The organism is Bradyrhizobium sp. B120 (assembly GCF_049075665.1).
Classification (GTDB): domain Bacteria; phylum Pseudomonadota; class Alphaproteobacteria; order Rhizobiales; family Xanthobacteraceae; genus Bradyrhizobium.
This window is the reverse complement of record NZ_CP185242.1, coordinates 1,626,173-1,646,868: the sequence shown is the minus strand read 5'-3', so window position 1 is coordinate 1,646,868 and position 20,696 is coordinate 1,626,173. Positions and strand designations below refer to the sequence as shown.

The 20,696-nt window shown below is 65.4% G+C and carries 16 protein-coding genes and 1 riboswitch; of the genes, 9 read left to right on the top strand and 7 right to left on the bottom strand.

Features of this window, described 5'->3' with window-relative positions:
- Positions 1 to 24 precede the first annotated feature (24 nt).
- On the bottom strand, positions 25 to 1,395 hold the full coding sequence (locus tag ACOIX3_RS07810; RefSeq protein WP_420969167.1) for a metallophosphoesterase family protein: 1,371 nt from the start codon (positions 1,393 to 1,395) through the stop codon (positions 25 to 27).
- 272 nt (positions 1,396 to 1,667) lie between these two features.
- On the opposite strand from ACOIX3_RS07810, the gene ACOIX3_RS07805 reads away from it, so the two are divergent.
- The 6 genes from ACOIX3_RS07805 to ACOIX3_RS07780 all read left to right on the top strand — a co-directional run bounded on the left by ACOIX3_RS07805 (position 1,668) and on the right by ACOIX3_RS07780 (position 9,302).
- Entirely contained in the window at positions 1,668 to 3,086 is a 1,419-nt protein-coding gene (locus ACOIX3_RS07805; RefSeq protein WP_420969166.1) for a M20 family metallopeptidase, read from the top strand.
- 413 nt (positions 3,087 to 3,499) lie between these two features.
- Positions 3,500 to 5,290 carry a peptide ABC transporter substrate-binding protein gene (locus ACOIX3_RS07800; protein WP_420969165.1) on the top strand — a complete coding sequence of 597 codons (1,791 nt, stop codon included), beginning with the start codon at positions 3,500 to 3,502 and terminating at the stop codon, positions 5,288 to 5,290.
- Between the two features lie 230 nt (positions 5,291 to 5,520).
- A complete protein-coding gene (locus tag ACOIX3_RS07795) occupies positions 5,521 to 6,477 on the top strand; it encodes an ABC transporter permease (protein ID WP_420969164.1) in 957 nt (318 codons plus the stop codon).
- Entirely contained in the window at positions 6,443 to 7,360 is a 918-nt protein-coding gene (locus ACOIX3_RS07790) for an ABC transporter permease (protein WP_420969163.1), read from the top strand. Before ACOIX3_RS07795 ends, ACOIX3_RS07790 begins: the two co-directional genes overlap by 35 nt.
- On the top strand, positions 7,357 to 8,337 hold the full coding sequence (locus ACOIX3_RS07785) for an ABC transporter ATP-binding protein (protein ID WP_420971681.1): 981 nt from the start codon (positions 7,357 to 7,359) through the stop codon (positions 8,335 to 8,337). The genes ACOIX3_RS07790 and ACOIX3_RS07785 overlap by 4 nt, the downstream gene beginning before the upstream one ends.
- Positions 8,334 to 9,302, top strand: coding sequence for a dipeptide ABC transporter ATP-binding protein (locus ACOIX3_RS07780; RefSeq protein ID WP_342709510.1), 969 nt, complete (start codon positions 8,334 to 8,336; stop codon positions 9,300 to 9,302). Before ACOIX3_RS07785 ends, ACOIX3_RS07780 begins: the two co-directional genes overlap by 4 nt.
- Before the next feature lie 158 nt (positions 9,303 to 9,460).
- Here the strand turns inward: ACOIX3_RS07780 and ACOIX3_RS07775 are convergent, their stop codons facing one another.
- On the bottom strand, positions 9,461 to 10,435 hold the full coding sequence (locus tag ACOIX3_RS07775; RefSeq protein ID WP_420969162.1) for a LysR substrate-binding domain-containing protein: 975 nt from the start codon (positions 10,433 to 10,435) through the stop codon (positions 9,461 to 9,463).
- Positions 10,436 to 10,534: 99 nt separating this feature from the next.
- Here ACOIX3_RS07775 and bla point away from each other — a divergent pair, with 99 nt between their 5' ends.
- The 3 genes from bla to glyA all read left to right on the top strand — a co-directional run bounded on the left by bla (position 10,535) and on the right by glyA (position 14,016).
- On the top strand, positions 10,535 to 11,470 hold the full coding sequence (gene bla, locus ACOIX3_RS07770) for a class A beta-lactamase (protein ID WP_420969161.1): 936 nt from the start codon (positions 10,535 to 10,537) through the stop codon (positions 11,468 to 11,470).
- 151 nt (positions 11,471 to 11,621) lie between these two features.
- Positions 11,622 to 12,536, top strand: coding sequence for an ankyrin repeat domain-containing protein (locus ACOIX3_RS07765; protein ID WP_420969160.1), 915 nt, complete (start codon positions 11,622 to 11,624; stop codon positions 12,534 to 12,536).
- A gap of 84 nt (positions 12,537 to 12,620) precedes the next feature.
- Positions 12,621 to 12,706: riboswitch (ZMP/ZTP riboswitch) on the top strand.
- 32 nt (positions 12,707 to 12,738) lie between these two features.
- Positions 12,739 to 14,016, top strand: a complete 1,278-nt coding sequence (gene glyA / locus ACOIX3_RS07760) for a serine hydroxymethyltransferase (RefSeq protein ID WP_420969159.1) — start codon at positions 12,739 to 12,741, stop codon at positions 14,014 to 14,016.
- 134 nt (positions 14,017 to 14,150) lie between these two features.
- Here the strand turns inward: glyA and ACOIX3_RS07755 are convergent, their stop codons facing one another.
- The 5 genes from ACOIX3_RS07755 to ACOIX3_RS07735 form a co-directional block, all read right to left on the bottom strand.
- Positions 14,151 to 14,714 (bottom strand): c-type cytochrome, encoded by a 564-nt coding sequence (locus tag ACOIX3_RS07755; protein ID WP_420969158.1) that lies wholly within the window; start codon positions 14,712 to 14,714, stop codon positions 14,151 to 14,153.
- Positions 14,715 to 14,962: 248 nt separating this feature from the next.
- Entirely contained in the window at positions 14,963 to 16,672 is a 1,710-nt protein-coding gene (locus tag ACOIX3_RS07750) for a pyrroloquinoline quinone-dependent dehydrogenase (protein WP_420969157.1), read from the bottom strand.
- 439 nt (positions 16,673 to 17,111) lie between these two features.
- A complete protein-coding gene (locus ACOIX3_RS07745) occupies positions 17,112 to 18,602 on the bottom strand; it encodes an ABC transporter substrate-binding protein (RefSeq protein ID WP_420969156.1) in 1,491 nt (496 codons plus the stop codon).
- A 56-nt stretch (positions 18,603 to 18,658) separates the two neighbouring features.
- Positions 18,659 to 19,693, bottom strand: a complete 1,035-nt coding sequence (locus ACOIX3_RS07740) for an ABC transporter ATP-binding protein (protein ID WP_420969155.1) — start codon at positions 19,691 to 19,693, stop codon at positions 18,659 to 18,661.
- Positions 19,690 to 20,694, bottom strand: coding sequence for an ABC transporter ATP-binding protein (locus tag ACOIX3_RS07735; protein WP_420969154.1), 1,005 nt, complete (start codon positions 20,692 to 20,694; stop codon positions 19,690 to 19,692). Before ACOIX3_RS07735 ends, ACOIX3_RS07740 begins: the two co-directional genes overlap by 4 nt.
- Positions 20,695 to 20,696 lie beyond the last annotated feature (2 nt).

The window sequence follows — 20,696 nt, the reverse complement described above, 5'->3', positions numbered from 1 at the left end:
GCTTCTCAGCGGGGCGGGCGCCGCCTACCTTGGCTCAGACAAAGCGATCACGGTCGCGGCGACGTCGAGCCGTGGTCCGGCATATCGCCTGTCGTCCGGTCCACGCGGTCCGCGCCCGATGCTCCAGAGCGCGGGCCACGAGAACCGCTCGAGCCCCGTCGCCGATATCGCCGCGAACGACGTCCAGCTGATGTCACCGCGGTGTCGCCACAGCACGCCGCCCGGTCCCATGTCCGGATAGAAGGCGATGTCGAGGTCGAAATCCCGCTCATCGCCGAGATGGGGACCGACCCAGTAGTGCGGACTACGGCCGGGCTCGCGCCCGAGGATCAGGGTGAGCGTCTGGTTCGGCCCGCGCAGGCCGAGCCAGAGCGGCGCGATCATGTCCGGCACCGGCGTGCAAAGCAGCGTCTGCGGCGCGGGGCTTGCCGCGGCGGTGCGGCCCGACAGCTTCAAGGCGACCACCGTCGCGGGTGCCGGCATCCCGGACAATAGCGCGGGGCTGGTCCCGTGCGGCAATGGCGACCACACGGCGTGGTCGAGCGATGGCAGCGGCCACGCGAGCCGCTCGCGCACGACGCCCTCGGTGTCGAGCACCTGATAGCGAAGGCCGTCCTGATCGAGCGCCGCCTGAACGCAATGCAGATACTCGACGCCTTCGGGCATCCGGTGCGCGGTGCCCGCGCCCGCCGTGCAGATCTGCAGCACACCGCGGTGGACCTGAACATCGAACGCGAGGATGTGGCTGCACAGATAGGCGGTCACGCCGGCGCGGACCAGGATATCCCAGAAGTGCGCGCTGTATTCATGGCCGATCTCGCGCTGATAGCTGCCGCTGAAGCCGTTGATCGGGTAAACGGGATGATGACCCAGCACCATTTTGTGTCTGGCGTCCTTGTGCTGTTCGAGGACTGCTTGCAGCCAGTCGGTCTCGACATGGCCCTCGCCGCCCAGTCCGCTCCACAGCGTGTGCACGAACACCATCAACAGATCGTCGCGGCGGACCCAGTAGGACAAACCCTCCTGCCCCGGCGGACCATTGCGCGGCAGCTTCAGCACCTCGCGAAACACCGCCTCGCTCATCTCGTCGTAAGTCGTGTGGTTGCCGGTCGTGTGCCACAGCGGCACTGCACGCCGGTCGAGCCAGCCCATTTCGGTGTCGAGCCAATGCCGCCATTGCGCGCGCAACGCCTCGGCATCGGCGGTGAGGCCGATGATCTCGTCGCCGGGGAAGAGAATGAATTCGGGCGCAGGGTGCAGCCGGCGAACCACGCTGTTCACCGACGCGAAGGTGCGCTCATGCAGCGCGCCTGCTACGCCCGAGCAGGCGTCGGCATAGATCACGAACTGGTGGCCCGAATTCCTCGGCAACAGAGACGGAATTGCATCATGCATGGTCGGACCACGTCCTCGCGAGCTACATCATAGAGGGAGGCAGGCCAATCGCTCAAGGGAGGCAATTGCGCGCGAGGTCGTGGCGGAGCGGCGTTTCTTTGCGCATAGCGTGCATCCAACGAGAGCAGTTTTGGCGCGGCAGAGACGTTTCTCACACACCAAGACGTGACGCTGCGGAAAAGCTGCTCTGCCGGCGCACGCTAGGCGGCGCCGCGCCAAGCTGCTAGCCTTTTGCGCTTCAGATTGCCTTGCGAGCTAAGGAACCGAAGCAAATGGACAACCGTAATGATGTTTGGCGCGGCGTCGACACGATCAAGCCGCGTTTCATCGAATTGAGCGACCGGGTCTGGGCGATGCCCGAGGTCTGCTACACCGAGGCGCGCTCATCCGCCGAACATCTGGCCGAGCTGCGCCACCAGGGTTTCCGCATCACCGAGAACCTCGCCGACATTCCGACCGCGGTGATGGGCGAATGGGGCGAGGGCGGCCCGGTGATCGCTTTCCTCGGCGAATATGATGCCCTGCCCGGCCTCAGCCAGGAGGCCGGAATCGCCGAACCTCGTCCGGTCGAGAGCGGCGGCCACGGCCATGGCTGCGGCCACAATCTGCTCGGCTCCTCCGCGCTGCTCGCGGCGACCGCGGTAAAGGACTGGCTCGCCGCCAACAAGGTGCCGGGCCGGGTGCGCTATTACGGCTGTCCGGCCGAGGAAGGCGGCGCGGCAAAGGCCTTCATGGTGCGCTGTGGCGCGTTCGAGGACGCCGACATCGCCATCACCTGGCATCCGCACAGTTTCTGGGAAGTGGCGGTGACGCCATCGCTCGCCAACACCCGTGCCGATTTCATCTTCACCGGCCGGACCTCGCATGCGGCGGCCTCGCCGCACCTCGGCCGCAGCGCGCTCGATGCGGTGGAATTGATGAATGTCGGCGTCAATTACATGCGCGAGCATATGCCGAGCGATGCCCGGGTGCATTACGCGCTGCTCGACACCGGCGGCATCGCGCCCAATGTGGTGCAGGCCCATGCCCGCGTGCGCTATTCGATCCGCGCCCGCGACCTGCCCGGCATGAACGAACTGGTCGAGCGCGTGAACAAGATCGCACAGGGCGCAGCCCTGATGACCGAGACCAAAATGGAGATGAAGATCATCTCCGCGGTCTCCAACATCCTGCCCAACACCCCGCTGGAGCAGACCCTGCACCGGATCATGGAAGATCTCGGCCCGCCGCATTTCGACGATGCCGACAAGGATTTCGCCGGCAAGATCCGCGCGACCCTGACCGACAAGGACATCGCCTCGGTCTACTACGCGATCGGCATGGATCCGACCGACCGGCCGCTGGCCGATTTCCTGGTGCCGATCGACGCCAAGCGTAATCCGCTGATCGGCTCGACCGACGTCGGCGACGTCAGCTGGGTGGTGCCGACGGTGCAGGTCCATGCACCGACGGTTGCAATCGGCACGCCGTTCCACACCTGGCAGGTTGTGGCGCAGGGCAAGACGCCGGCCGCGCACAAGGCGATGGTGCAGGCCGCCAAGGCGATGGCCGGTCTCGGCGTCAAGGCGCTGATGGAGCCGGAGCTGATCGCGGCCGCCAAGGCCGACCTCAAGAAGCGGACCACCCGAACGCCCTATGTCAGTCCGCTGCCGGTGAATGTTGCACCGCCGTTGGACATGTCGGTCGCCTGAGCGCCGCATCTAACAGGCCGGACCAACGCTTCGATGCGAGGTCCGGCGAGCGCCTTTCCCGCTCCGATTTTGATCGGAGCGGGGCTCGGGATTCTTGTCTTGGCGCGGTTTCTTGACGCGAACCGGCATTCACTTCGCGCGGAAGCGCGTCCGTGTGGCAAGAAAGCATCTCGGAACAAAGGATAACGAACAAATTTTCCGCACTGCGAGGCGCGCGCAGCCGCGCTTTGGCGCCGAAATGCCGAACCGATGTGCGGTCCGGCGCGGTTCTGCACAAGCGATAGCCAAAAGACCTAGACCCTGTGGCGTTGGAGACGTTGACCTGCGCGGTCATTCGGTGTGCCATCTGCCGCCAGCACGGCGGCCGGTTCCAAGGCCCGCCGCAATCACACGTGAGCCGGACCGAGGGGACAATGTTCGACAACAATCTGCGCGGGATGATCGACGAGGTGAAGGACGGACGGATGGACCGCCGCGCCTTCGTCAAGCGAATGATTGCCGTCGGCCTCACCGCGCCGATGGCCAACCAGATTCTGGCGATCGGCGGCGTCGCGATGGCGCAGAGCCCCAACCCCTACAAGCCGACCAAGCGCGGCGGCGGCGGTCCGCTGAAGCTGTTGTGGTGGCAGGGCCCGACCCTGCTCAATCCGCATTTCGCCACCGGCACCAAGGACCAGGACGGCTCGCGCATCTTCTACGAGCCGTTGGCCAGCTGGGACGTCGACGGCCATCTCAACCCGATCCTCGCCGCCGAGATCCCCTCGATCCAGAACGGCGGGCTCGCCGCCGACGCCAAATCGGTGGTCTGGAAACTCAAACCCGGCGTCAAATGGCATGACGGCAAGCCGGTGACCGCCGACGATCTCGTGTTCAACTGGGAATATGCCAGCGATCCCGCGACCGCGGCCGTATCGATTGAGACCTATAGCGGCCTCACCGTCGAAAAGGTCGACGACCTCACGGTCCGCATCAATTTCAAGAAGCCGACACCGTTCTGGGCCAACGCCTTTGTCGGCGCTTATGGCTGCATCATTCCGAAGCATCTGTTCGCGGAGTACAAGGGCGGCAAATCCCGCGAAGCGCCGAACAATCTGAAGCCGGTCGGCACCGGCCCCTACAAATTCGTCGAATTCAAACCGGGCGATCTGATCCGTGGCGAGATCAATCCCGACTATCACATGGCCAATAGGCCATCTTTCGACACGATCGAGATGAAGGGCGGCGGCGACGCCGTCTCGGCGGCCCGTGCGGTGATCCAGACCGGCGAATATGACTTCGCCTGGAATATCCAGGTCGAGGACGAGGTGCTGCTGCGCCTGGAAAAGGGCGGCAAGGGCAAGTCGCTGTTCGCGGTCGGCGGCGACATCGAGTTCATCGCGGTCAACTTCACCGACCCGAACACCGAGGTCGACGGCGAGCGCTCGTCGATCAAGACCAAACATCCGATCCTGTCCGACCCGCGTGTGCGCAAGGCGCTGGCGCTGCTGGTCGACCGCGAATCCATCAAGAAGGTGATCTACGGCCGCGCCGGCCGCGCCACCGCCAACTATCTCAACGGCCCCGAGGAGTTCGTCTCCAAGAACACCAAATGGGAGTTCTCGGTCGAGAAGGCGAGCGCGCTGCTCGAGGAGGCCGGCTGGAAAGTCGGCTCGGACGGCATCCGCGAGAAAGACGGCAAGAAGCTGAAGTTCCTTTACCAGACCTCGATCAACGGCCCGCGCCAGAAGACCCAGGCGATCGTCAAGCAGGCCTGCCAGAAAGCCGGCATCGACGTCGAGCTCAAATCGGTGGTCGCCTCGGTGTTCTTCTCCTCCGACGTCGCCAACCCCGACACCTATTCCCACTTCTATGCGGACATCGAGATGTTCCAGATCCCGATGACCCAACCCGATCCCGCCCTGCACATGCGCCGCTATCATTCGCGCAACGTCGCCACCAAGGAGAACAAGTGGCAGGGTCCGAACTTCCCGCGCTGGGTCAACAAGGATTTCGACGCCGCGATCGACGCGGCGGAGATCGAGACCGATCCGCTCAAGCGGGCAGACCTCTATATCAAGGGCAACGATTTGATGTGGCAGGACACGGTGATGATCCCCGTGATGCATCGCCTCGCGGTCGAAGCCTGCTCCAACACGCTGCGGCCCGCGCTGTCCGGCTGGGCCAACCAGACCGACAATCTGCAAGACTGGTATCGTGAAACCTGAGACGTCGCGGGCTCGGGAATTGCTTCTTCCTCTCCCCGTTCTTACGGGGAGAGGGGCTCCAACCGCAAATACCGTGAGAGATGAGTTCTTGGAGAGTCCCCCTCACCCGGAATTCAAGCTGCGCTTGAATTCCGACCTCTTCCCGCACGCGGGGCGAGGTGAAGCTCGCCTTTCGACTGGAAGCAAGGTCAACGTGCTCAAGGTGCGAGCGTTAGTTAGATGATCTCTCGATGAGTCAGTATATCCTGCGCCGTCTGATGATCGCGATCCCGAGTCTGCTCGGAATCTCGCTTGTGCTGTTCGTTGTGCTGGCGCTCGCGCCGGGCGATCCGTTCAGCGAGCTCGCGACCAATCCGAACGTGCCGCCCGAGGTGCAGGCCGCGCTGCGCGCCAAGTTCGGCCTCGACGACCCGATCTATCTGCGCTACGTGCACTGGCTATCGGCGATGGCGCAGGGCGACTGGGGCTTCTCCTTTGTCAGCCGGATCAATGTCGACACGCTGATCCTGCAGCGGCTGCCGACCACGCTGTACGTGATCGGCTCGGCGCAGCTGCTGGCGCTGCTGATCGCGATCCCGGTCGGCGTCTATGCCGCCACCCGGCCCTATTCGCTGTTCGACCAGCTCGCCAACACCTTCGCCTTCATCGGCTTCTCGCTGCCGACCTTCTTCACCGGCATCCTGTTCATCCTGGTGTTCTCGGTGAAGCTGGACTGGCTGCCCTTCGTCTACACCGATGTGCAGGGAAGCGGCATCCCCTGGGTGCTGGAGATGATCCGGCAGGCGATCATGCCGGTGATGGTGCTCGCCCTGTTCCAGGCGGCGTCGATGACCCGTTTCGTGCGCTCGGCGATGCTCGACGTGATCCGGCTCGACTATGTCACCACCGCCCGCGCCAAGGGGCTCGGGCAGGCCAAGGTGATCGTCAAGCATGTGATGCGCAACGCGATGATCCCGGTCGTCACGCTGATCGCACTCCAGATGCCTGCGGTGTTCGGCGGCGCCATCGTCACCGAGCAGATCTTCCGGATACCCGGCATCGGCTCGCTCTTGATTTCCTCCATCCTCGCCAATGATACGCCGGTCGTGATGGCCGTGACCTTCGTGTTCGCGTGTCTCGTGGTGCTCTTCAACCTGATAGCAGATGTGCTCTATGGCTGGCTTGACCCTCGCATCTCCTTCCGCTGAGCGGCGCGGCTACTCGCCCTGGCGCGAAACCTGGCGGCGCTACCGCCGGCACAAGGCCGCCGTGGTCAGTGCCGTGCTGCTGCTGCTGCTGATCGCGGCCGTCGTGATCGGGCCGTTCGTCTGGCGGGTCTCGATCAGCGACATCGACGTCGTGGCGGGCATGCAAGGGCCCTCGCTGGCGCATCCGTTCGGCACCGACGATCTCGGCCAGGACCTGCTCGCCCGCATGATCTATGGCGGCCGCATCTCGCTCGCGGTCGGCCTCGCCGCGATGCTGGTCTCGGTGTTCGTCGGCACGCTGATCGGCGCGCTCGCCGGCATGTCGCGCGGCCCGCTCGGCTACGCGCTGATGTGGCTGACCGACCTGTTCTTGTCGCTGCCGCAGCTGCCGCTGCTCTTGATGCTGATCTATCTGTTCCGCGACGGGCTGAAGGCCGCGTTCGGCCCCGAGGGCGGCATCTTCATCCTGATCGTGCTGGTGATCGGCGGCCTGCGCTGGATGCCGGTCGCGCGCCTGGTGCGCGCCCAGTTCCTGTCGCTGCGCGAAAAGGAATTCGTCGAGGCGGCGCGTGCGCTCGGCGCGAGCCCGACGCGGCAAGTGGTGCGCCACATCCTGCCCAATGCACTGGGACCCGTGATCATCGCCGGCACGATCGACGTCGCCGCCGCGATCATCGCCGAATCGACGCTCTCGTTCCTCGGCCTCGGCTTTCCGCCGGATACGCCGACCTGGGGCCGCATCCTCTATGACGCCAAGGACTTCCTCGACATCGGCCCGCACTGGGCGCTGTTTCCGGGCGGCGCGATCTTCATCGCGGTCGTCGCCATCAACTTCATCGGCGACGGGCTGCGCGACGCGCTCGATGCGCGCAAGGTGATCTGATGGCGCTGCTCGACATCAAGGGCCTGAAAACCCATTTCACCACCGACGACGGCATCGTCCAGGCGGTCGACGGCGTCGACATCAGCATCAACCGCGGCGAGACGCTCTGCGTGGTCGGCGAATCCGGCTGCGGCAAGACCGTCACGGCGATGTCGATCCTGAAGCTGATCGCGATGCCGCCGGGCAAGATCGTCGCAGGCGAGATCATGTTCGAGGGCCGCGATCTGGCGCCGCTGACCAGCCATCAGCTCGACGAGATCAGGGCCAAGGAGATCGGCTTCATCTTCCAGGAGCCGATGACCTCGCTCAATCCAGTGCTGACCATCGGCGAGCAGATCGCCGAGAGCCTGCGCCGCCACGAGGCGGTGACCAGGAAGCAGGCGCTCGAGCGCACCATCGAGATGCTGCAGCTGGTGCAGATCCCCAACGCCGCGGGCCGCGTGCATCACTATCCGCACCAGTTCTCCGGCGGCATGCGCCAGCGCGTGATGATCGCGATGGCGCTGGCCTGCCGGCCCAAGCTCGTGATCGCGGATGAGCCGACCACCGCGCTCGACGTCACCATCCAGGCGCAGATCCTCGACCTGCTGCAGGACATGAAGGAGCGCCTCGGCATGGCGGTGATGCTGATCACGCACGCGATGGGCGTGGTCGCGGAGACTGCGCAGCGCGTCGTCGTGATGTATGCCGGCAAGGTGGTGGAAGAGGCACCGGTCGACGAATTGTTCGGCAATCCGAGCCATCCCTACACCCAGGGCCTGATCCGCTCGATCCCGCGCATCGATCTCGACGCCGAGCACAAGACCCGGCTGGAAGCGATCGGCGGCTCGGTGCCGATCCTGATCAACCCGCCGCCCGGCTGCCGGTTTGCTTCCCGCTGCAAACACGCCATGAGCATCTGCACCGACCGGGAGCCGCGGCTGCGCGAGATCGCGCCCGGCCATCGCATGGCCTGCCACCTCGGAGACGCGTCATGAGCGAGCCGCTGCTGCGCGTCAGCAATCTGAAGAAGCACTTTCCGGTGCTCGGCGGCCTGTTGTCGCGCGAGGTCGGGCAGGTCTATGCGGTCGATGGCGTGTCGTTTGCGGTCAACCGCGGCGAGACGCTGGGGCTGGTCGGCGAATCCGGTTGCGGCAAGTCGACCACCGGGCGTTGCGTCTTGCGGCTGATCGAGCCGACCTCGGGCGAAGTCGTGTTCGACGGCCAGAACGTGATCGGGCTCGGCGGCGGCGACCTGCGCGCCATGCGGCGCAACATGCAGCTCGTCTTCCAGGACCCGTTCGCCTCGCTCAATCCGCGCATGACGGTCGGCGCGATCCTCGCCGAGCCGTTCATCATTCATAACCTCGTGACCTCGGCCAGCGAGCGCGAGGACCGCGTCGCGCGCCTTCTGGTCAAGGTCGGGCTGAAGGCCGAACACATGCGGCGCTATCCGCATGAATTCTCCGGCGGCCAGCGCCAGCGCATCGCGATTGCCCGCGCACTGACCTTGGAGCCGAAGCTGATCGTGTGCGACGAGCCGGTCTCGGCGCTCGACGTCTCGATCCAGGCCCAGGTCATCAACCTGCTGGAGGATCTGCAGGCCGAGCTGAACCTCACCTATCTGTTCGTGGCCCACGATCTCTCGGTCGTCGAGCACATCTCCGACCGCGTCGCGGTGATGTATCTCGGCCGCATCGTCGAGCTTGCCAAGGCCAGCGATCTCTACCGCAACCCGCAGCATCCCTACACCAAGGCGCTACTTTCGGCGGTGCCGGTCGCGGACCCCAAGGCGAAAAAGCTGCGCATCCGACTGAAGGGCGACGTGCCGAGCCCGATGAACCCGCCGAAAGGCTGCCACTTCCACACCCGCTGCCCGATCGCCGAAGAGCGTTGCCGGCAGACCGCGCCGGAGCTGCGCGAAGGCAGCAACGGGCACTCTGTGGCCTGCCATCTGGCGTAGGGGCGGATGCTCCGCAGCGCACGCTGCTCCCGGACCGTCACCCTGAGGAGCGCGTAGCGCGTCTCGAAGGGTCGACGGCCACCAGCCGGGCCGTACATCCTTCGAGACGCCGCTTCGCGGCTCCTCAGGATGACGGTGTAGAGAGCATTGCGCGACGATTAGCGCCGTTGCCTCTTCACGGCCTTCGCCTTGGCCTTTGCTTTGGTTTCAACGCCTGCTCTATGCGGTGAGGCAGGCGGGTCCGCCCTCCCCTCGCTCTCACTCGCCTCCGTCCGTAGCGTATCGAGCAACCAGTCGCGGAAGGCGCGCATGCCCGGCGTCACTTCCCGCGACTTCAGCCAGGTCAGCCAATAGGACCCCGCCGGGACTTCGGCCGCGAACGGCCGCACCAGCCGGCCGGACGCCAGCTCATTGCCAAACATCGCTGTCGGCACCAGCCCGACGCCGACGCCGCGCGCCGCGGCCTCGGCCATCGCGACCGAACTGTCGAAGATCGGTCCCTGGATTTTCGGGCACGGCGCACCGGCCACCGCAAACCACAACGGCCATTCCTCGGCGCGGTAGGAGCGCAGCAGGAACTCCTGCGCGAGATCCGACGGCTTGCGCAGCCGGCCCGCCACGTCAGCACAGCACACCGGCGAGAGCGGCGCGGACAGCAGATGGATCGCCTCGGTGCCGTGCCAGGAGCCGTCGCCGAAGCGCAGCGCGAGATCGAGCCCGTCGCCCGCGATGTCGACGCGGTTGTTGTTGGTGAGTAGGCGCAGGTCGATATAGGGATGCGCGCGCTTGAAGCGATCGACCCGCTGCAGCAGCCATCCGGTCGCAAACGTCGTGACGCAGCCGACGGTGACGACCTCGTGCGTGCCCTTGGCCTCGATGCGGTCGATCGCAGCCCCGATCCGGTCGAGCGCGTCGGTCAGCACCGGCAACAGCGCCAGTCCCTCGTCGGTGAGCACCAGCCCGCGCGGCAGGCGGCGGAACAGGCTTGCGCCCAGCAGCTCCTCGAGCTGCTTGACCTGGTGGCTGATCGCGGTCTGCGTCACGCGCAGTTCCAGGCCCGCGCGGGTGAAGCTCAACAGCCGCGCGGACGCCTCGAAGGCGCGCAACGCGTTCAGCGGGAGATGCCGGCGCACGGCGTCATGACCAAGTTTTCCTCATGCCTCGTTGTATAAATGATTGTTTGTGCTCCGTCACGCCGCCCGGCAGGTTCGCGCCGCCAACGGAGACGAGAGATGCTGACGAGACGGACATTTGGATTGCGCGCGCTGGGCCTTGCGGTTTCCTGCACTTTGCCGCGGCCAGGCGCCGCGGCAGGACAGAGCGCCGCGGCAGGACAGAGCGCAGCGGCGGGACCAGGCGAGCCGGCAAAGCGGCTGCAGGAGGAGTTTGCACGCATTGAGCTGGCGACCAGCGGCCGACTCGGCGTCGCCGCGCTCGACATGGAGACCGGATTGCGCGCGAGCCTGCGCGGCGACGAGCGGTTCCCGATGTGCAGCACCTTCAAGGCGCTGGCGTCGGCCGCGGTGCTGCATCGGGTCGACCGCGGCGAATCCAGCCTCGACCAGCGCGTGCGGTTCGAGGCCAAGGATATCTTGGCCAATTCGCCCGTCACCAAGGAGCATGTCGCGTCGGGCATGACGCTGGCCGAAATCTGCGAGGCCGCCATCACGCGGAGCGACAACACCGCGGGCAATATGATCCTTCGCGAGATTGGCGGGCCGGCCGGCTTGACCGGCTTCTTCCGCACCATCGGCGACAATGTCAGCCGGCTCGACCGCTGGGAGCTAGCGCTGAACGAGGGCGTATCAGGCGATCCGCGCGACACGACGAGCCCCGTCGCGATGCTGAAGAATCTGCAGCGCGTGGTGATCGGCGATGTTCTGCAGGCTGCCTCGCGCCAGAAGCTGGTGGACTGGATGGTCGCCAACAAGACCGGCGACACGAGGCTGCGCGCCGGCGTGCCGCGCGACTGGCGGGTTGGCGACAAGACCGGCACCGGCGAGCGCGGCACCTATAACGATATCGGGGTGTTCTGGCCGCCCGGCCGCAAGCCGATCGTGGTGACGGTCTACCTGACCGGCGCAAGCGCGCCGATGGAGAAGTGCAACGAGGTGATCGCCAATGTCGCGCGCGCCGTTGCCAATGCGAGCACCGGACAGACCGGCTAGAGCCGCACAACGCCGCGCGGCACAACGGCGTTGCGCGGCGCGACATCCCTGCGCGGCTTGAAAATCGCTGCGCGGCTTGGCAGCAACCAAGGATCATGCGACGCTCAATCCGAATGGCGATGCTGATAGCAGGCCATACGGAGGACACGTCTTGTATCGCCGCATCGCCCTCGCCGCGCTGTTGGTTGCCGGCAGTATCCACAGCAGCCTCGCTGCGGCCGATCCGGCACGCTGCCGCGAGCTGATCCGCAAATACGAAACCGACAAGGCGCAGCTCAGCGCGGTCGAGATCTCGCTGACCCTGTTCGCGGCGGCCAATGCCGATTGCATCAATCTCGCCACCGCGCTGCTCGATGGCGGCGCCTCGATCGATGCGCGGGACCGGCTCGGCGCAAGGCCGCTGAGCCACGCCGCCCGCTCCGGCCATCTCGACATGGTCGACCTGCTGCTGGCGCGCGGCGCGCCGGTCGATGCCCGCAACCTCGCGGGATCGACCGCGCTGTATCTTGCCGCCGAGCGCGGCCATGTCGCGATCGTGCAGCGCCTGATCGATCGCGGCGCCGACGTCAATCTCACCGGACGCAGTGGTGCATCGGCGGTTGCGGCCGCCGCCTACGCCGGCCGGGATACGGTGGTGCGCATGCTGCTGGCGCACGGCGCCGACGCCCGCAAGGCCGACGACACCGGCAAGCCGCCGGTCGTGTATGCGGCCGCCGGCGGTCAGCTCGGCATCGTCAAGCAGCTGCTCGCGCTCGATATCGACGTCAACGCGCGCTACGCCAACGATCTCACGCTGCTGATGTGGGCGGCCGGACCGGATGAGACCGTGCCGGAGGCGCAGGCGCTCGAGGTCGTCGCGCATCTGCTGGACGCAGGCGCCAGGGTCGACGAACGCGACGCGCGCGGACGCACGGCGCTGATGATCGCCGCCGAGGGCAACCATCCGGCCATCGCGAAAACACTGCTGGCCCACGGCGCCGATGCGGCACTGGCCGACAAGGCCGGCAAGCACGCCGCCGATCTCACCATCCTGTCCGCGCTGCGCGAGGAGCTGACGCGGCGCTGAAGCATTGACGCGATGGACTCATGAGTTGCGGAAGGTCCGCAGGTCGGCTAAATTCTCCTCCACGAAGAGTCTCCGTGCTCATTCGTCCTATCGCGCGACTGGCGAGCTAACGTGGAATAGACCACGGGGAAGCGCGAAGGGTTCCGACGCCGATCGCCTGGGCACCAATCTGCTGGAAAACAGCGTGTTGAGGAGCCCGATCATGCCGTCATTTCGCAACGAACTGTCTATCAACGATCAAGAGATCGCTGCTGCCCTTATAGGGGAAGAGCGCCGTCAACAGGACGGCGTCGAACTTATTCCGTCCGAGAATTACACCTACCCGGAGGTGCTTGAGCTGCTCGGATCGGTCTTCACCAATAAATACTCCGAGGGATATCCGGGACGCAGATACTACGGCGGCCAGCAGTATACGGACGACGTCGAGAACCTCGCACGCCAGCGGGCCTGCTCGCTTTTTCGTGCCGAGCACGCCAACGTTCAGCCGCTTTCCGGATCACCGATGAATCAGGCCGTCTATCTCGGCCTATTGCAGCCCGGCGACACGATTCTCGCGATGGACCTGTCCCACGGCGGTCATCTCACCCACGGCGCGCCGGTGTCCCACATGGGGCGCTTGTTCAACTTCGTTCGCTACAAGACGGCCCCGTCAAACGGCGCGATCGATTTCGATGAATTGCGCGCGATTGCGCGTGAAGCGCGTCCGAAGATGGTGTTGTGCGGCTACAGCTCCTATCCGCGCGACCTGGACTATGCGGCGTTCAAGAATATCGCCGACGACGTTGGCGCGCTCACGATGGCTGACGTGAGCCATTACGGCGGATTGGTTGCCGCGAATGTCATGCGCAATCCGCTTGATGCCGGCTTCGACGTCATGACGACGACATCCCACAAGACACTGCGCGGCCCCCGCGGCGGGATCATCCTGTGCCGAAAGGAGAATGCCGGTCGGATCGATGCTTCCGTCTTTCCAGGTTTGCAGGGCGGACCTCACATGAACGTTGTGGCCGGGATTGCCGTGACGCTCAAGAAGGCGGCGACCTCGGACTTCCAGGTTTACGCGCGGCAGGTTCTGCACAACGCGAAGGTTCTTGCCGGCGCGCTGATGGAACGCGGGATGAAGCTGGTCACGGACGGGACCGACAATCACATGCTGGTCGTCGATACCGTCGCGTCCGTCGGAATGGATGGGCGAGCAGCCGAGGACGTGCTCGATGCCATCGCGATCACCACAAACAAGCAGGTTATTCCAGACGATCCGCGCCCGCCGCTCAGGCCAAGCGGTGTTCGCCTTGGGACGCCGGCAGCGACCACACGTGGCATGGGAGATTCCGAAATGCGCCGTATCGGCGAGTTCATTGCAGGGGCTCTGCAGGCGAACGGAGACGATGCGGTCCTCGCGCGTCTCAGGTCGGAGTGCATCGAGATGTGCCGAGCCTTTCCTGTTCCAGGCGTGGTGTCCGGGTCTCGACCGAACTGATCGGCTCTACGCCGGCAACCACAACTTGGCGCGCAGACGTACAGAACGGGGTCGGGCGCCGACGCCCGACCTCGACCGCCAAAAACGCACATGCGGCAGCCCTGCGCTCGCGTGGAGGTCAACCTGCCTGCCGCTCACAGCCCCGCCAGATAGTCCACCAGCGCGGCGAGGTCGTCGGGCGACGTCGCCAGCATCAGATCGGACATGCCGGGATTGTTGCCGCGCGCGCGGGTGCGGAAATCGGCGATGGTTTTCGCGAGGTAGTCGCGCCCCATGCCGGCAAGCCGCGGCACCGTGCCGTCGCCCTGGAAGCGATCGAGATGGCAGGCCGGGCAACCGACCGAAGCGCTGGCGCTGAGCGCCTTCGCTGCGACGTCCTTGGGCGCGCTCGGCTGGCCGAGGTCAGGCCATGGCTTCTGCGAAAAATATTCCGCGATCGCCAGCATGTCGTCGCGCTCGAACTGGGTCGCGATCGGCTGCATGATCTCGCTCTTGCGATCGCCGCGCTTGAAATCGCGGAGCTGGATGTAGAGATAGCCGGCCTGCTGGCCCCAGATCGTCGGAATGGTCTTGTCGACGGGCTTGCCGTCCTCGCCGTGGCAACCGGTGCAGACCTGCACCTTCTCCTCGATCGTCTCCGCGCGCGCTTGGGCCCCAATCAGCAGCAGCGCGGCGCAAATCAATAATTTACCAAGCATCCGCTTATCCCGAGGCGCCGTTACCATCTACCTCCGTCATTGCGAGGAGCTCGCGACAAAATTGCGAGGCAATTTTGCGCTGAAGCGACGAAGCAATCCATGCGTCAGCAGACGCGGCACGATGGATTGCTTCGCTTCGCTCGCAATGACGCGGTTAGAGCTTTCATCCAAACAAAACCGAGGCGGGACCGGACCGGTCCCGCCTCGCCGTCAATGCTTGCACGCGCGATGATGCATCCCGCCCCGGCTCAGTCGAGCGTGAAGGCGATGATGTTGTTGCCGCGCTTGAAATCGAGCTGGACGTTGCCACCGGCACCGACCACGACATATTGCTTGCCGCCGATCATGTAGCTCGACGGCGGCGCGTTGACGCCGGCACCGGCGCGGAAGCTCCACAGCTCCTTGCCGCTCGACGAATTATAGGCCGCGAACTTGCCGTTGCCTTCGCCGGTGAACACCAGGCCGCCGGCCGTGGCGAGGATGCCGCCGATCATCGGCTCGGGCGTCTTGACCTGCCACTTGATCTTGCCGGTGTTGTAGTTCACCGCGGTGATGTTGCCCGACTGCTTCTCGCTCGGGATCACCTTGAAGGCGCCGCCCAGCCACAGCTTGCCGTTCGGATAGGCCGAGCTTTCGACGTGGTAGGTCATCGGCTGGTGCAGGTTGATGGCGTAGGCCAGCTCCTGTCCCGGATCGGTCGCGATCGGCGACCATTCGACGCCGCCATTGGCGCCCGGCAGCATGCGCGCGCCTTCCTTGGTCGGCAGCACCCACATGTTCTCCTGCGGCACCATCGCCTCGGAGAAGCGGATCAGGCTGCAGTCCTTGCGATCGTGCACATAGATGTGCCCGGTCTTGCCGGCATGAATGACGCCGGGAATCGTCTTGCCGTCCTTGTCCTTGACGTTGACCAGCACCGTCGGGCTGACCGCGTCGAGGTCCCAGACGTCGTGGGCGATGTACTGGAAGTGGCAGACATACTTGCCGGTGTCGAGATCGAGCGCGACCAGCGAGTTGGTGTAGAGGTTGTCGCCGGGCCGGTTCGAGCCGTCGAGGTCGGGCGACGGATTGCCGACGACGAAATAGATCCGGTTGGTCGCGAGATCGACCGACGGGTTCTGCCACACGCCGCCGCCGAGCTTGGCATAGGGATCGCCGATCTTGGCGAGCACGTCCTTCTCGGCCTGGATATTGCGATGCATGTCGCGGCCGGTGGCGTCCTTGGTCGCCCAGACGCCGACGGAGTTCTCCGGAATGGTGTTGAAATTCCACAGCTGCTTGCCGGACTTGGCGTCATAGGCGCGCACGAAACCGCGGATGCCGTATTCGCCGCCATTGGTGCCGATCAGCACCTTGTCCTTGACCACGGTCGGCGCCATCGTCTCGCTGTAACCGAGCTCGGGATCGGCGATATTGGTGGTCCAGACCACCTCGCCGGTCTTGGCGTTCAGCGCCATCAGCTTGGAATCCAGCGTCGCCAGATAGACCCGGTCGCCGAGCACCTGGACGCCGCGATTGTTGGGACCGCAGCAATAGACCGTGATCGGGCCCATCTTGTGGGCATAGTGCCAGAGCTGCTGGCCGGTCTTGGCGTCGAGCGCATAGACATGGCTGAACGACGTCGTGACATACATCACGCCGTCCACGACGATCGGCGATGTCTCGAGCGACTCCTTGACGTCGGTCTGGAAAATCCAGGCGACGTGCAGGTTCTTCACATTGTCCCGGCTGATCTGCTTGCCCGGATAAAACCGCGTCTGGGCGTAATTTCCGTTGGTGAGCAGGAAGTCCTTGGCGTTCTTGTCGGCGACGTTGAGCTGCTCCTGGGTCACCGGAGGGACATTGGCGTTCCCCAGGACCGACTGCTTCTCCTGCTTGACTTCTTGTGCGATGGCGGCACCGGACAACAGGCCAACGCCGACCGCTGCGGCGAATGCCGCAAGCCCTTTCACGTACATAGTCTCCCCCGTTATTTCTTGGTTGCAGTATCAGGGATGATGTTTGCTACTTCCCCTTCGAGACCTGGCCGCCATAGCGAGCGCACACCGTGGTGGCCCTTGGTTGCGCCGCAATAGGTAATCAAAAAAGACAACGACAGGTATCGATGGACGGGTTCCATGTTAGCGCTGTCGTTCACAAAGACAACCGATGCGCTCAATGCGAAACCGCAACTGGATGCGTTCGCGCTCCCGAGGTGTTGCGACCGCGGGCTTGCATCAACCTGAGCAATATCGGTGGCTTCCGGCGCCTTCGCGCATCGCCGGACACGTGCGCCTTCGCAGACGCAGCACGCAAAATGAGACTAAGCGTCAAGCGACGGCGGCGCGCGAGGTGCGGCGCCGGCTGAGGCCATTGGTCTCCGCCGGCGCGATCGCCTGCTGCCGGGTTACTTCCAAGTTACTCCCAAGCCCAAGTCGAGAAATCATTCTCGAACTGCGGCACGTCCTTCCATACGCCCTTCAGCTTCTTGCTGGCGATGGTGATCAATTGCGGCTGGAACAGGAAGCCGGCGACCGCATCGGTTGCCAGCATCCGCTGCGCGTCGCCAAGCAGTTTTGCCCGGCCGGCTTCGTCAGGCGTCGCCATGATCTGCTGATAGAGCGCGTTGAACGCCTCGGACTTGTAACCGAGATAATAATCCGGCTCGGTCATCTTCACGAGGTCGAACGGCTCGACATGCGCGACGATCGTGAGGTCGTAATTGTGCGGGCCGGTGAAGACCTGCGACAGCCACTGCGCCCATTCCACGTTCTCGATCTTGGCAACGATGCCGACTTTTGCGAGCTGGGCCGCGAGCACCTCGCCGCCCTGCCGCGCGTAGGACGGCGGCGGCAGCTTGAGGCTGAGCTCGAGCGGCGTCTTGACGCCGGCCTCGGCCAAAAGCTTCTTGGCGAGTTCCGGATCATAGGGATTGATGCCGGTGGTATCGACATAGCCGAGCGATCCCGGCGTGTAGAAGCTGCCGATCGGCGTGCCGAAGCCGTCGACCGCGCCGTCGATCATCGCCTTGCGGTCGATCGCCGCCAGGATGGCGCGGCGAACGCGGACGTCGTCGAGCGGCTTCTTGCGCTCGTTGATGCCGACGATGGTTTTTGTTCGCGAGCCGCCGATCAGCACGTTGAAGCGCGGATCGGCCTTGAACTGCGCCAGGCTGCGCGCCGCCGCAACCCGCGGGAACGCGTCGACGTCGCCCGACAGCAGCGCCGCGACCTGCGCGGCGGGATCGCCGATGAAGCGGATCGTCACCTTGGAAAGCTTGATCGCGGCAGCGTTGCGATACTCCGGCCATTTCACCAGCGTGATCGACGAACCCTTGGCCCAGTTGCCGAGCGTATAGGGTCCGGTGCCGACCGGCTGCGTCACATCGGTCGGCGCGCTCTTCGGCTCGACGATCGAGCCCGATGCCTGACCGAGCAGGAACGGCAGGTTCGGCTCGGCGTACTTCAACGCGACAACGATGGTCTCCGGGTCGGGCGCCGTCACCGATGTGAAGGCCTGGTACAGGCTCCTGTCCTTGTTGGTCGAGGTCGGCGCCGCGGCGCGGTCGAACGTGAACTTGACCGCCGCGGAATCGAACGGCTCGCCATTGTGGAATTTGACGCCCTTGCGAAGCTTGAAGGTATAGGTCTTGAGATCCGGCGAGGCCTGCCAGCTCTCGGCGAGCAACGGCGACACCGAGCCGTCCTCGTTGATCTTGGTCAGCGTCTCATAGACGTTGTAGAGCGTGACTTCGGCGATCGCTGCGGCCGCCGCGTTGGTGGGATCGAGTCCCGGCGGCTCCAGCGTCATGCCCATCACGACGCTGTCCTTCTTGCCCTGCGCGAGGCTCGGCAGCGGCGCTGCGGCGAGTGCGGCAGCGGCCGCGATGATGCACAATTTCCTCAACATTGGTCTGCTCCCCGGACGTGCTCTTTCACCAGCCTAGGTCAACCCTACAGAAAAGACTAACCGGCCTCGGCGACCACCGGCGGCAGCGCCATCACGGCTTCGGCGTAATGGCAGGCCGCCAGATGGGCGTCTCCCACGCTGCGTAGCGCAGGCGCGGCCTCGCGACAATGCTGGTCGGCGAGAGGGCAGCGCGGCGCGTAGGGACAGCCGGCCGCAGCCGAGGCCTGCGAGCCGATCGCCTGCGCGCCGCGGCGGCGGCGGACACCACCGGCCCGGGCGCGCGGAACCGCATCCAGCAGCGCGCGCGTATAGGGATGGGCGCTGTGGGCGAACAGATCGGCGGGCCGCCCCTGCTCGACGATCTGCCCGAGGTACATCACCGCGATCTCGTCGCAGAGCAGATCGACCACGGCGAGGTCATGGCTGATCAGGATGTAGCTCAACCCGAACTCGTCCTGCAGATCCTGCATCAGGTTGAGCACCTGCGCCTGCACCGAGACGTCGAGCGCCGAGACCGGCTCGTCAGCGACGATCAGCTTCGGCTGGGTGATCAGCGCGCGCGCAATCGCGATGCGCTGGCGCTGACCGCCGGAGAATTCGTGCGGAAACTTGTCCATGTCGGCATCGCGCAGTCCGACCTGCCGCAGCACCGCAGCGACGCGCTCGCGCAGGCTGCCGCGATCGATCCGCCCGAGCGCCGTCAGCGGCTCGGCCACGATGCGCGCGATGGTCTGCCGCGGATCGAGCGAGCCATAAGGATCCTGGAACACCATCTGGAAATCGCGGCGCGCGCGGCGCAGTTCGTCCGGTGGCATCCGATTGAGGTCGCGGCCCCGCAAACACACCGTGCCCGATGTCGGCCGCTCCAGTGCCATCACCAGCCGCGCAAAGGTCGATTTGCCCGACCCTGACTCGCCGACGACGCCGAGACTCTTGCCCGGCATAACCTGAGCCGTGACGCCATTGAGCGCGTGGACCTGCGCGGCGGGCTTGAACAGGCTTTCGCGCGGCAGGGTGTAACGTTGCGCGAGATCCGTCACCTCGAGCAGCGGCGTCGCGGGCGCGGGCTGAGGCTGATCGAGCACGGTCATGCGCCAACGCCCCCGGCCGCCATCGAGACGTCGGTCCTGATGCAGCGCACGCCATGGCTTCCGCCCACATCGACGACAGCCGGCAGCGCCGCGCGGCAACGCGCTTCCACGATCGCGCAGCGATCGGCGAAGGTGCAGCCCGCGGGCAAGTCAGCGAGTTCCGGCACGGTCCCGGCGATGGTCGTGAGCCGCGTCCCCTTGCGCGCGCCGAGCCGCGGCCGGGCGCGGAACAGGCCCTGCGTATAAGGATGGCCCATCCGCGTGAACACGGCGTCGGTGGCGCCGCTTTCGACGACGGTGCCGCCATACATCACCATCATGCGCTCGACATTCTCGGCGATCACGCCAAGATCGTGCGAGATCAGGATCATCGACATGCCGCGCTCCGCGACGAGATCGGCGATCAGATCGAGGATCTGGCCCTGGATCGTGACGTCGAGTGCCGTGGTCGGCTCGTCGGCGACCAGCACATCGGGCTGGCAGGCCAGCGCCATCGCGATCGTGATGCGCTGGCGCTGGCCGCCGGAAAACTGGTGCGGATAGGCATCGACGCGCTTCGCCGCATCCGGCAGCCCGACGCGATCAAGCAAGGCAATGGCTTCCTGCCGCGCCTCCGCCGCCGAGACACCGGTGTGACGCCGCAGCGGCTCGGCGACCTGGTGCCCGATCGTGTGCATCGGATTGAGCGCGGTCATCGGCTCCTGGAAGATCATGCTGATGCGGTTGCCGCGCAGCTTGCAATAGGCCGCATCCGGCAGTCCAACCAGCTCGGCGCCTTCCAGCCGGATGCTGCCGCTGATCACGGCGCTGTCGGGCAGCAACCCCATCAGGGCCAGCGCCGTGACCGACTTGCCGCAACCGGATTCGCCGACCAGCCCGAGCGTCTCGCCGCGGCGAAGCGCAAAGCTGACGCCGCGGACGGCCTGCGCCGGACCGCGGCTGGTGTTGAGCCGGACGCCCAGGTCCTTCACCTCGATCAGCGGCGCGCCTCCCTCACGCATGC

Bases quoted from the DNA above. Each gene is read 5' to 3' on its own strand.
- ACOIX3_RS07810 (WP_420969167.1), bottom strand. From the start codon at position 1,395: ATGCATGATGCAATTCCGTCTCTGTTGCCGAGGAATTCGGGCCACCAG.
- ACOIX3_RS07805 (WP_420969166.1), top strand. From the start codon at position 1,668: ATGGACAACCGTAATGATGTTTGGCGCGGCGTCGACACGATCAAGCCG.
- ACOIX3_RS07800 (WP_420969165.1), top strand. From the start codon at position 3,500: ATGTTCGACAACAATCTGCGCGGGATGATCGACGAGGTGAAGGACGGA.
- ACOIX3_RS07795 (WP_420969164.1), top strand. From the start codon at position 5,521: ATGAGTCAGTATATCCTGCGCCGTCTGATGATCGCGATCCCGAGTCTG.
- ACOIX3_RS07790 (WP_420969163.1), top strand. From the start codon at position 6,443: ATGGCTGGCTTGACCCTCGCATCTCCTTCCGCTGAGCGGCGCGGCTAC.
- ACOIX3_RS07780 (WP_342709510.1), top strand. From the start codon at position 8,334: ATGAGCGAGCCGCTGCTGCGCGTCAGCAATCTGAAGAAGCACTTTCCG.
- bla (WP_420969161.1), top strand. From the start codon at position 10,535: ATGCTGACGAGACGGACATTTGGATTGCGCGCGCTGGGCCTTGCGGTT.
- glyA (WP_420969159.1), top strand. From the start codon at position 12,739: ATGCCGTCATTTCGCAACGAACTGTCTATCAACGATCAAGAGATCGCT.
- ACOIX3_RS07755 (WP_420969158.1), bottom strand. From the start codon at position 14,714: ATGCTTGGTAAATTATTGATTTGCGCCGCGCTGCTGCTGATTGGGGCC.
- ACOIX3_RS07750 (WP_420969157.1), bottom strand. From the start codon at position 16,672: ATGTACGTGAAAGGGCTTGCGGCATTCGCCGCAGCGGTCGGCGTTGGC.
- ACOIX3_RS07745 (WP_420969156.1), bottom strand. From the start codon at position 18,602: ATGTTGAGGAAATTGTGCATCATCGCGGCCGCTGCCGCACTCGCCGCA.
- ACOIX3_RS07740 (WP_420969155.1), bottom strand. From the start codon at position 19,693: ATGACCGTGCTCGATCAGCCTCAGCCCGCGCCCGCGACGCCGCTGCTC.
- ACOIX3_RS07735 (WP_420969154.1), bottom strand. From the start codon at position 20,694: ATGCGTGAGGGAGGCGCGCCGCTGATCGAGGTGAAGGACCTGGGCGTC.